General features: G+C 50.4%; 11 protein-coding genes. 2 read left to right on the top strand and 9 right to left on the bottom strand.

Features of this window, described 5'->3' with window-relative positions; genetic code table 11:
* Window positions 1-412: 412 nt before the first annotated feature.
* Both AAH187_RS03615 and AAH187_RS03610 read right to left on the bottom strand, forming a co-directional pair.
* Window positions 413-976, bottom strand: coding sequence for a hypothetical protein (locus AAH187_RS03615; protein ID WP_342347070.1), 564 nt, complete (start codon window positions 974-976; stop codon window positions 413-415).
* Between the two features lie 243 nt (window positions 977-1,219).
* Complete coding sequence (locus AAH187_RS03610) at window positions 1,220-2,044, bottom strand: hypothetical protein (RefSeq protein ID WP_342347069.1); 825 nt, start codon at window positions 2,042-2,044, stop codon at window positions 1,220-1,222.
* A gap of 186 nt (window positions 2,045-2,230) precedes the next feature.
* On the opposite strand from AAH187_RS03610, the gene AAH187_RS03605 reads away from it, so the two are divergent.
* Window positions 2,231-2,716 (top strand): macro domain-containing protein, encoded by a 486-nt coding sequence (locus AAH187_RS03605; RefSeq protein WP_342347068.1) that lies wholly within the window; start codon window positions 2,231-2,233, stop codon window positions 2,714-2,716.
* Window positions 2,717-2,737: 21 nt separating this feature from the next.
* Here AAH187_RS03605 and AAH187_RS03600 read toward each other — a convergent pair whose 3' ends face one another.
* Both AAH187_RS03600 and AAH187_RS03595 read right to left on the bottom strand, forming a co-directional pair.
* On the bottom strand, window positions 2,738-3,601 hold the full coding sequence (locus AAH187_RS03600; protein ID WP_342347067.1) for a universal stress protein: 864 nt from the start codon (window positions 3,599-3,601) through the stop codon (window positions 2,738-2,740).
* Between the two features lie 202 nt (window positions 3,602-3,803).
* The gene (locus AAH187_RS03595) at window positions 3,804-4,880 is read right to left on the bottom strand and encodes a zinc-dependent peptidase (protein ID WP_342347066.1); all 1,077 of its coding nucleotides are present in this window, start codon (window positions 4,878-4,880) and stop codon (window positions 3,804-3,806) included.
* A 202-nt stretch (window positions 4,881-5,082) separates the two neighbouring features.
* Between AAH187_RS03595 and AAH187_RS03590 the strand changes: the two genes are divergently transcribed.
* Complete coding sequence (locus AAH187_RS03590) at window positions 5,083-5,544, top strand: hypothetical protein (RefSeq protein WP_342347065.1); 462 nt, start codon at window positions 5,083-5,085, stop codon at window positions 5,542-5,544.
* A gap of 52 nt (window positions 5,545-5,596) precedes the next feature.
* On the opposite strand, the gene AAH187_RS03585 is transcribed toward AAH187_RS03590, so the two are convergent.
* The 5 genes from AAH187_RS03585 to AAH187_RS03565 form a co-directional block, all read right to left on the bottom strand.
* Window positions 5,597-6,046 (bottom strand): CBS domain-containing protein, encoded by a 450-nt coding sequence (locus AAH187_RS03585; protein ID WP_342347064.1) that lies wholly within the window; start codon window positions 6,044-6,046, stop codon window positions 5,597-5,599.
* Window positions 6,043-7,389, bottom strand: coding sequence for an ArsB/NhaD family transporter (locus AAH187_RS03580; RefSeq protein WP_342347063.1), 1,347 nt, complete (start codon window positions 7,387-7,389; stop codon window positions 6,043-6,045). Before AAH187_RS03580 ends, AAH187_RS03585 begins: the two co-directional genes overlap by 4 nt.
* Before the next feature lie 40 nt (window positions 7,390-7,429).
* The gene (locus AAH187_RS03575; RefSeq protein ID WP_342347062.1) at window positions 7,430-9,121 is read right to left on the bottom strand and encodes a SulP family inorganic anion transporter; all 1,692 of its coding nucleotides are present in this window, start codon (window positions 9,119-9,121) and stop codon (window positions 7,430-7,432) included.
* Window positions 9,122-9,294: 173 nt separating this feature from the next.
* The gene (locus AAH187_RS03570; RefSeq protein ID WP_342347061.1) at window positions 9,295-9,870 is read right to left on the bottom strand and encodes a DUF3365 domain-containing protein; all 576 of its coding nucleotides are present in this window, start codon (window positions 9,868-9,870) and stop codon (window positions 9,295-9,297) included.
* Between the two features lie 629 nt (window positions 9,871-10,499).
* Window positions 10,500-11,321: an IS3 family transposase gene (locus AAH187_RS03565; RefSeq protein ID WP_342347060.1), complete on the bottom strand. Its 822-nt coding sequence runs from the start codon at window positions 11,319-11,321 to the stop codon at window positions 10,500-10,502.
* Window positions 11,322-11,326: the final 5 nt, after the last annotated feature.

The following is an 11,326-nucleotide window of genomic DNA, read 5'->3' as shown; positions in this document are numbered from 1 at the left end:
TCGAGACAGGTGGTGGAACGGCACGAAAGGGGATTTTGGTTCACTCTAAAGACTAACTGTATCCCGTAATCAACGGAAATCATTCTTTTACATTTCAAGCTTTTCCAGGTTTTTAGGTTTTGCGTCATGTATGGACTGTTCTCATTTTTAGGTAACGATAAAAAGTTTGTGTCTATCAGCAACTTCGCTCATCAGCAATAGGCTTGACCGGATCGAAAATGTTTTCACTGGCCTGTGAGGCCTATTTAACCGCCTTCCTATCCCGGTTCCGTGTGTGCTTGCTCCTTCCCCCTTTAGTGAATCTGAAAAGAGCCTTGGCAGGGGAGAGCGAGGGGTTTTCCCGAACCGCCGCACCGTTAGTCCCTTTTGTACAGTCCTGTTCCCATCTTCTTTCTCAACAAGATAAGAATCCTTATTGCACCAATTGTTCGCGTTTAAAATTCGCCATGGCTTGTTTCTCACATTCCGGGCATATGCCATGGGTAAATGTCATATTGGAGTGAGCGGCAAGGTACGTTTCCAATTGATGCCAGGTGTCCCTCTGATCACGAATTTTTTTGCATTCCGCGCAGATAGGTAAAAGGTCTTCCAGTAATTGGATTCGCGCGAGGGCTTCCTCTTTTCGGGCGATGAGCGCATTGCGATGATACAACAGGATGGCAATGATCCACATCGCAAAAAGAGCTAATCCACGATTCGTAAAAACTTTCCAAATTGGGACAACCAGAGGGTCGGGTGAGTAGAAAATCCCGACAATGGTTAAGATGGAACAGACAAGGACTATGATGGGCATGGCCCATGCGGGATGCAGAAACGACGCGATTAAGACGGCTAAGATATAAGGGATGGCACAAGCAACCCCTAAGGGAATGTGAAGGTCTACATAGAATGTCCCGGCAATTAAGAGAAATGAAATAACCCAAGCCATCTGTTGTGGATTTTGGAGGCTGCGGTTTCCTTCCTTCCCGTTCTGCAAGGATTTTCTCCAAGTGGGGGAACGTGAGAATCAAAGGGTCGTTTGAGACCAGGCCTTGAGCGCCAAATAATTTTTGCGGCATTATAAATGAGTGGAGGACGGTTTGATAGTTTCCGTCAGGGGGCGAGTCTTAACAGAGACTTTAGAAATTTTGTCTAGTAAGGGCAACGGGAGATTGTGAATCATGAGACCGAGTCGGATGGAGTTCCTTCTGCCAAACAATCACTAACCAGCTATTTCCCATTACCCATGATGCCAGATGGTTAGCACCGGGTCTGCTATTCGTGGACGGAGGGGAACTTTGTGAAGATAGTGACCGGCACAGACGAGGCCGACGTCTTCCGCGATGCCTCGCGCCACTTCCGCTTCGTCCGGACTGTGATTGATCATGACGAAGGTTCCGCCAATCACGAGGTTAGTGGCAACTTGGGCGAATAAGGCGGACGGATTGAATAAGCTGAGTGGTAATCGCCAGGCCAATAAGGGTTTGGGTGTGACGAATGGATACCAGGCCGTAATGATGTCGGCCTGTCTGGTGAACTGGCGATAGTCGGCGATCACATACTCGGTCTGCGGCAGATCTTGGATGTGCCCACGGGCATAATCGATGCGGCTTCGCCCGTTACAATAGAGACGATGGCCATCGACCTCGACGCCTGCCAGGCAGTTTGGGTGGAAGAATGTGTGTAGGGCCGCAGCATAAGCGAAATTCGCACTCCCGAGGTCACAGACTCGTTGGTTGAGGGGAACAGTCCAACCAAGAGCCTGTCTGGCACGATCTAATACGTCAAGATAGGAATAATTCAGAAGAGCAGTTTCGGGAGGAAGGGATTTCTCGAAGCGCGAACGATAGAACTTCGCCAGCTCTTCAGTTCTTTGTTGTTGGGACGGGCTAAGATTGGTTAGTGGCCCCTTGGAACTTTCGCGGAATGGTCCCCATGACCATCGAAGGGCTTGTGAGGCTTCATACCAGAATCGGTGATAGCCCGATCGAAGCCGATCGGTCAGGGATATCTCGTTTGGGGGTTGGCCATGGAGCCGGGTGGAGGCTTGTTCTGTGTTTTTCACTTCCGGTGCGGCCTGTTGGAGATGATCCGGTACGCTGATGAATTTATCATATTTATTCGGTAGGGGTGAGAGTGGTCTTAAATGGTGACGCGAGAAGGGTTGGCATGAATCGCATAGGCGCCATCTGCTATCATTAGGGCTTTTCCAAGACAACGCGTTCATGGAACACAACAAGGAGGCAAGAGCATGATTCATGAAGTGGAAGGGGACATATTATTGAGTGAGGCCGCAGCCGTCGCCCATGGGGTGGCCCCCAATGACAATTTTGCGAATGGTTTGGCGCTCGCGTTACGGGAGCGGTGGCCCGCGATGTACAAGGACTTTCGTCATTATTGCCAGGTTTCTACACCGAAGTCCGGCGAATTATGGAGTTGGGCCGGGGCCGGGAATGTGCGTATTGTCAATCTCTTAACTCAGGAGGCTCCACCGAGTCATGGGGCCAAACCGGGAAAAGCATCGGTTGAAAATGTCAATCATTGTTTGAAAGCGTTTCGGAAGATCATTGAATCTGAGAACTATAGGAGTGTGGCGTTGCCAAAACTTGCGACCGGTGTGGGGGGATTGGATTGGAAGGATGTCAAGCCGTTAATTGAAAAGCACTTGGGGGATTTAGCGATTCCCGTGTATGTCTATTCCACCTACCATCCAGGAGTAAAAGGCAAGGAACAATAACGCCGATTGCAGCATATCCGGCTATCGAATGACGAGAACGGATCGCGTGGCCTGGTGGAGTACGGTATGGGACACGGTGCCCAATACAAACCGTGTGATCGTCGAAGGATGGTGCATTCCCATCACCAGGAGATCTGGTTCCGTAATTGAGGCCTGTTCCAATATCGTATTCGCCGGGGCACCTAATCCCACATATCCCTTTACTGAATCGTAACAGTCCTTGAGTTGACTGACTGCCTGATCAAGGAAGGTTTCGGTGCTTTCCAAAGCCTGTTCGATTTTCTCCTCCGGTGCAGAAACCCCGCCACGAAAGAGGGAACGAGGGATCGGTACCACCGACAAGAGCGTGATCTCAGTCTGTGGATGAAAGGGGTACTTTGCTAAAAACTGCTTCACTTTTTGAACATCATCCTGGCTTTGGATGGCAATCAGAATCTTTTTGATATCCGTTAATGGCCCGTTGATGATCAGGACAGGACAAGCTGCGTGGGTCAGAACCCGTTGCGAGACACTCCCTAGAAAAAGCTCCTCTACCTGCCCCTTTCCACGAGCGCCCATCAGAATGAGATCAGGATGTTCCTCCTGGGCTACCGACAAAATAAGCTCGGCCGGCGAGCCTTCTTCCAATCGGATTTCCACAGCTTTCACCTTGTCTGAGAGGAGAGCCTTGGTGTGTGTTAAAGCCTGTTCGCCGTCTTTGCGGAGTGCCTCCTCTGCGACTTTGGACAGGTCATAGGCAATTTCAGGCCCGAGCATAGAAAAGGTTAATCGGGGGAGATCAATGACGTGCAGAATGGTCAGGGTGCTGACTGAGGCCAAACTCATGACAGCCTTTGTGGCGTGAAAGGATTGTTCCGATCCATCAGTAGCTAGGAGTACTCGCATGTGTTATTTCTCCTCTTTTATCCTTTTATGGTGATCTTGCATGGTCTTGTCTTCCCACACGGTCTGTGCATAGGGCTTGGGTCTGTGGTTAGAGCTGCATGCTTTTATCTTGAGTCAGGCATTATAGTCGAGATGTCCCGAAAAGCCCCAAAGGATTGTTAAGTTCTGGCGGTCATGCATTATCCCGGTTTTTCAAAAGGCGTCATTTGCTGAAGATTGATTCTTTCTCATTGGCTAGGCAGCACTGTTCAAAGGGTTTCCCACTTCCACATGGGCAGGGGGCATGATGATTCGACGAAGATTTTTGGGGGCGAAGCATGGCCTTGAGCGCGCCAGTTATTCGTGATTGGGGATCCTGGTGAAAGATCTGTTCCAACATTGAATAGAGTTCAGGGTGTTTCTGTTTCATCCGGACGGGTTTTTCAAAAAAATATTCTGAGACCACCGCGAAAAATTCGGCTTCGTTCGTGAGACCATAGGGATTGATATCTGAATGCCCCCGTCGAATTTTGTCCATTTCAGTCTGAACCAAATTGAGCCAGGGCCTAAGGGCCCGGCCGGGTAAGGCCACCTCAGGAACTCCGTCCACGGTGCCATCCGATTTATCCAGTAAATGGGTAAACTCATGGATACCCACATTTTGTCCGTGTGAGGGTTGTTGAAAGCCTTGTAATAAATCCTGTTTGGATAAAATCATCATGCGGTTCATCGCCCCTGTTCCAACCATTCCTGAAATAGGATGCTCTTGAGCTGATCCCATTTGATACCCCTCATCGAAGGATGTCGGATAAATCAGGATTTCCCGAATATGTTCCCATTCCCATCCAGGAAATCCAAAAATAGGAATGATGGCACTTGCCGCGACTAACACCCTGATGGTGTCATCGACCGATGTGGTGATGCCCGTAATTCGTTTTTCACGAAGAAAGATATGGACTTCTTCTCGAAAACGCCCCTGGTCTGGGGCCGAAAGCGCTTGATAGAAGGGGACTTTTTGTTCCAGAATTCTTTTCCACTCGCCGGGAAAGGGAGTCTGACGAATAATCGCACGCTGTCGAATATGACGAGTCAGTAACCGGTACAACCAGACGCCGCCCAGAGCAATGCCCAGAAGTCGGATGACGATGGCGAGTGGAGAAGGTAGTGTTGGCCAAAGGATGGCGAAGGCGAGGAAACACACAATTCCGGTAAAGATGATGGCTAAGATGCGGGTGAGGTATTCTTGGGGATGAGCCTTTTTACTCTGATTGACTCCTGGTAAATCGGTGAACGGTACCATGTCGAAAAGACCCCAAGCTTTTTTTACCTTCCCCATTTTCGTGGCACTCTCGATGCCAACAAAGAGATCAGTGGAAGGCGTTGAAATGACCATGCACCCTTGGAACGTTATTTTTTTCCCTGGACCTTACCCGTATAGTACATTGATAGAGCAAAGGACTCTTTAAGGTATCAGAAATATGTCAAATAAAAGGGACTCTAACATGAAGGCAAAAGGAAAAGGGCGATGGGGTGTCGTGTGGAATGCAGGGATCAGCTTAGCGATTGCCATCTGTGTGGCGGGTGTGGGGAAAGCGGAATCTCAGGAGCCTGATTCCCCCACACCCCGCCAGGTGGTGGAACAGTGGTTTGAAGTTTACCCGGGGAACATTGAAATGGCTGCGGAGCTGACGACAACGACATTCAGGGAAGGTGTGTCAAAAGAAGAATGGATTGCCACCCGGGGTCCGTATCTTCGGAACTTACAGTTAAAGTATGTGCGAACCAACATCGCACACGAGAAGATGGTCGGAGAGGAAGCCCATGTAATCGTCCATGCCCACATCTTAACGCTGATGGGGGATCAGCCGCAGGATGAGTTGTATGTCCTGCTGAAGAATCCTGAGGGCAGGTGGGTGATCGATCAAGTGGAAGTGTATACGGAAACGTTTAATACGGGTCCCTGAAATGGAAGGAGTTAGAAACAGAAAACATGATGCAGGCATATACCGCCGTCTTCTACTCCGCAATTTCTTTAATGATGTCCCAGGCAGAAATGATTCCCACTAATTGGTGGTCTCCTTCCACCACGGGCAGTAAATAGACGGTTTTCGGGGTTTTCATGATCAAGGCGCCGCAGGCCAATACGGAGTCATCCGGCCGGACACATGGAGGATGGGGGTTCATCACCTGAGTGACCGGGTTTGGTTTGAGTTCTTCAAGCCGTTCATGGAACTGGGCAAGGTCCGGAGCGAAACGAACATCGGAAAGATCCCCTTGAGAAATGTAGGAAGGCATGGCCCATTCAAGAATCTGCCAAAAATTTAGAGTCCCAAGTAACATTTTTTTCTCATCCACGACCGGGAAGGCCTGGAGGCGCAGATCAGCCATTTGGCGAAGGGCTTCCCCGATCGTACATTGGGGAGGGATGGTGTAGGCCTGACGGATCATGATGTCTCTGGCGTTCATAAATACCTCATCCAAATGTACAGGGTGCTGATCAGCACCTGGAGGATCATGAGCGGAAAGGCGACTTTCAAGAATGGCAAAAATCGAAATTGTACACCATTTCGTTCCGCTATCCCCGCCACAATCAAATTCGCGGAGGCTCCCACCAGCGTCCCATTGCCTCCTAAACAGGCGCCCAACGCTAATGCCCACCAGAGCGTCTCAGCCTGTTCAAGAGGAATCCCAGACTGCAGGAAGACCGGGAGCATGCCTTTGACCATAGGGATCATGGTGGCGACAAAGGGGATATTGTCCACAATAGCGGAAAGGATTGCCGAAACCCAAAGAATGGCCAGGGCCGTTACGGTGAAATTTCCTTCGGTGAGACTCAATGTCCAGTCAGCCACGGATTGTAAAAGGCCGGTATGTTCCACACCGGTGACGATAATGAACAAACCGCAGAAAAAGAAAATGGTAATCCATTCCACTTGCCCGAACAATGCATGAACTTTGTGACCTGCTTGTTCGTTGTCTAAGGAAAAGGTGACGAGTAACAAGAGCAATGCGGCGCCTCCCAGGGCAATGGTGGCAGGTTCTATGTGGAATGGATGGGCAAAGACGAATCCAATAATGACCAAGCTAAAAACCATGAGACACCGTTTCATGAGGCCAACATCCCGAATAGCTTCATATTCGTTAAAGGCCATGATCCGGGCTCGTGCTTCGGGCGTCGCAGACATGGTTTTTCCATATATAAACCAAAGTGGAATGAGTGTCGCACTAAAGGCCACGATGGCAACGGGAGTCAGGTGAATCACGAAATCATTAAACGTCAGACTGGTGGCAGAGCCGATCATGATGTTGGGGGGATCACCAATCAGTGTCGCGGTGCCGCCTGTATTCGAGGCATTGATCTCCGCAAACAGCAGAGGATAGGGGTTGATTTTCAATTCGTCTGCAATGAGCAAGGTCACCGGAGCGACCAACAGAACTGTCGTGACATTATCTAAAAATGCCGAGAGCACTGCGGTCACAATAGAGAGCATGACCAGAATTCCCCACGGACTGCCCTTAGCCGCCTTCGCGGCTTTGATCGCCAGAAATTGAAAGATGCCGCATTCTTTAGTAATTCCGACCAGGATCATCATGCCGGTCAGTAAGCCGATGGTATTGAAGTCAATGCCTTGAATCGCCTGGTCCTGCGTGAGAACTCCTGTTCCGATGACGACAGCGGCTCCAAGAAGCGCTACGATGGCCCGGTTAAATCGTTCAGAGATAATAACGGCATAGGTCAATATTAAAATTGATGTGGCCAACCACAGTGGGGAGAATCCAAGGATGGTATTGATGGGTGTTTCGTGCATGTTGTTCAGTACTTTCCCGGCGTCAGAGAATCAGCTCCGCTTAGGAAGTCTCAGGAAGATTCACCTTTGGTGTCGGGGTTTCTGATGGGCTTTTAATGGAAGCGTGTTCCACCATGGAAGCTTTCTGTAAGGCCTCTAACCGGCTGGCAAAGCGATGGCCGGGCCGAATCTGCTCAAGCACTCCCAAGCCATCCAACGCTTTGGTCACATGAGGCTGCATGCCCACGAAGAAGAGATGTTGTTGGTGCGCTTTGATGATATTCAGCATATCTTCCACGGCCAACGCTGCAGTGCCGTCAATGGCTGAGACTTTGGATAAATCCAGGACGACACTAGAAAATGTATTAAAGCCCGGAACGGTTTCCAAACGGCGAACCATGTTTTTGGCCGATCCAAAACTCATGGGACCATCGACATGAATCAAGAGAATTTTGTCATTGGCTTGCTCCAGGATCATGGCTTCCTCCAGCAAGAGGGGTGTGCTGGGAGTGTGTTTCGTCACGATGTGGAGATTGGCCAGTTCCAGATCCGCCATGCGTTTGACAAAGAACAGACTGGCAAAGATCATTCCCACGGCCACGGCGGTGATGAGATCCACGAGTACGGTGGTCAGCAATACCACGGTCATGATGACGACATCGATGCGTGGGGCTCGCAGGATGTGTCGCAGGAAACGCCAGTCAATAATATCGATGCCGACTTTGAACAGAATGCCCCCGAGAACGGCTAAGGGGATTTTCTCCGCCAAAGGGCCAAGTCCCAAAAGGATTGCCACTAAGATCACCGCATGAAGCGCACCGGAAATCGGTGTCCGTCCTCCAGTTCGGATATTGGCTACCGACCGCATGGTGGCTCCCGCTCCTGGGATTCCTCCAAAGACCCCGGCGACCATATTCCCAATGCCCTGGCCGATCAGTTCGCGATCCGGGTCATGTTGGGTCCGGGTCATGTTATCGCACACCAGGCTGGTTAACAGACTGTCGATTGCTCCCAATAATGCCAGGGTGACGGCAGATTCCAACACGATGTTCAATGTGTCCCAAGAGAGTGTGGGCATGAGAGGAGCGGGAAATCCCTGGGGGACCTCTCCGATGATAGGGGCGTCCGGTAGGAAAACATAGGCGAGTGGGGTAACCACGAGGAGGGCCAATAAAGAAGGAGGCACCAGTTTCGCAATCCGACTGGGAGTGAAATACACAATGACCAGGACGAGGCCGCTTGCCAGAGCGGCATCCCACACCGGTTCCCCATAAAATCGCGGGATAGCCTTGAGTGTGGCCACGACACCCTCAGGGCTTGCCGCATGGCCTACCAGGGGACCCAATTGCAAAATGAGAATGATACAGCCGATGCCACTCATGAACCCGGAAACGACCGGATACGGGACCAACGCGATATATTGTCCCACCCTGGAAAGGCCCAATAGGATTTGAAAGCCCCCACCAAGAATAACAGCCATCAGAGCGAGACCAGGATTGTCTAGGAAGAGTGTGACAATTCCTGCCATCACCACGGTCATGGGACCGGTGGGACCGGAAACTTGAGCGGGGGTACCTCCGAAGAGCGCGGCAAAAAATCCGACGAATATGGCCCCGTATAAACCGGCAATAGCCCCTAATCCAGAAGCGACGCCAAAGGCCAGCGCCAACGGCAGGGCCACGACCGCGGCGACCAGGCCTCCGTAAACATCACCACGGAGGTTATTGAAATGTAGCCCGTGAACAAGCCTCATTGGGGTATATCTTTAAAGGATGAAGGCTAGCTGGGGAGCGATTTCACTCTAATCCATGGTTCTTCGTCAAGTGGAGCAGCAGAAGGTTTTTAAAAAGATGAGAGAAAAGAATAAATGGAAACGCGGGAAAAAGAGGAAGCTGAAATGGGCTGTACGCTTTGGTACAGGAATGGCTAGTTAAGGGAAATTAAAATTTCCAATCCCCCCATGACATCATTTAATTTAAAGTCTCGTTTGGGACTATCCTTGTGGGCATTATGGCAGTTGACGCAGGCTCGGCTTATGGCTCGGTCAGGAAAAATAACCTGATAATAAGACTGGTTGTCCACCTGAATTTCTTGCTCAGTCACTTCTCCATATTTAACAACTTGTTCCAGGGCTTTACGTTCCCGGTCATTGTGAGGTGAATTCTCTGGATTCAAGGGCCAAAGACCCATCAACCGGTAACGAAACGGTTTCCCGGGAGCCTGTAATCCCCGAGAGGCTTCCTTGAAAAATTGGGCAGGCAAGGGCAATGTCCGTTCCTCCCGCCAATTTTCGGTGGCGGTGACAATAAGCATGTCCTCCATCCGTTCTACGACATGCTGGGTATAAAAGGTCCGGTCTGCTTGAAGAATGGCATGTAAATAATCTGCGACCACACGGATAGGTATGCCATGCCGAGGTGTAAGGTTTCCCCCGATGCCTACCCCAATTCCCAAGGAAATGAGAATGGAGAAAAGGAGTATGAAAAAGAACTGACGAGTCATAAATTTAACATTGCCCTGTTGGCCTTCATCCCCTCTGTCCTGGACACATTTCACTCTTCGCTTGAGGGTGATTTACGCAAAACTATAACAGGAGATCAACAAGACCTCATACTTTTTAATACATGAAATTGTAGCTATGGCAATCTGGCTGGGGGCGAACAGCGTGGGAAGGCAATCAACCGGGGAGAATTAAGTTAAACGGAAGGGGTACGAATTTAGTCCACACCCAACCGATTAATCAATTGGATAACAATGATAGTCAAAATTGCAATGAGAGGGACATGTTCCATGTTAGAACCTCGAAAGTACTGCCCATGTGATGAGTAAAATTAGAGTAAAGCCTTCCATTCTGTTCATTCTCCTGATATTTTTTGATCTTGGAGTTCTAAATTTGCAAGGTAAATGCCAATAGATGTGATCTTGATGATTTTTGAAATATTCACAAAATTCATAGGCTTATGTATTTAGATCCAAAGTGCATCTCTTCCTATCATTAGAAATGAGCGAATTTATTAAGTAAGTGCTGTGCGTTATCGCTCGATTTTTGAAGTTAGTAGAGACCAATGAATGAGAGGAACTAGAAATATACTGACTATTGATCTGCACCCATTCTTTGGCCAGTTGGTATGTTAGGTTTTCCGGGTCATGGCTCCCTTAAAGACCGCTGCGGGCACTTGGTAGCCAAGTGCACTGTGGGGCCGTTCGTGATTATACAACCGTCTCCAGTTCTCGCTCACCACTCTGGCCTCTGCCAAGCTCTCGAAGAGCTCGGCATCAAGGCATTCACGGCGAAACGTGCCGTTCAAGCTTTCGTTCCTACCATTCTGCCAGGGGTTGCCTGGTTCGATCCGACTCGGGATAATCTTCTGGTCTTTCAAAAACGTCGTCAGGTTATGGGCGACCAGTTCTGAGCCGTTGTCACGGCGAAGATACTGCGGGCGTCCATACCGGGCCATGAGCTGGCGTAACACCTCGATCACATGCTGGTGGGTCAAGGAGCGGCCCACGGCCATGGCCAAACCCAACCGGGTGGCTTCATCTTTGACGGTCAGACACCGGAATGGTTCTCGGTGTCCGTAGGTATCGTGGACGAAATCCCAACTCCAGACATCGTGTTGGGTCTTGCCCTTGGGCTGGATGGTGCAGCCATTGCGGAATTTTCTGCGGCGTGTTCGGCTGGGAAGCCCAAGTCCTTGTTGCTGCCACACCCGAGGAATTCGCTTGAGATTTACCTGCCAGCCCCGGCCTTGAAGAAAACTTCCCGTTAACCGGTACCCCCCAGTGAGGATCGCGCTTTCCCACGCCGCGTAGGGCTTGAGCCAACCGGGCATCCCGCCGGATTGTTCGGGAGGTATAGCCAAGGCCGGAGCGCGGAGTCGAGCAGAGCCAGGCGGCGCGGCGCGTTCGAAGCCCACGAGCACAAGCGGCACGCGCCACTTGTCGTCGTGCACGCGGG

The sequence above is a fragment of the uncultured Nitrospira sp. genome (assembly GCA_902500695.1).
Lineage (GTDB): Bacteria > Nitrospirota > Nitrospiria > Nitrospirales > UBA8639 > Nitrospira_E.
This window is presented reverse-complemented; position numbering and strand designations above follow the sequence as displayed.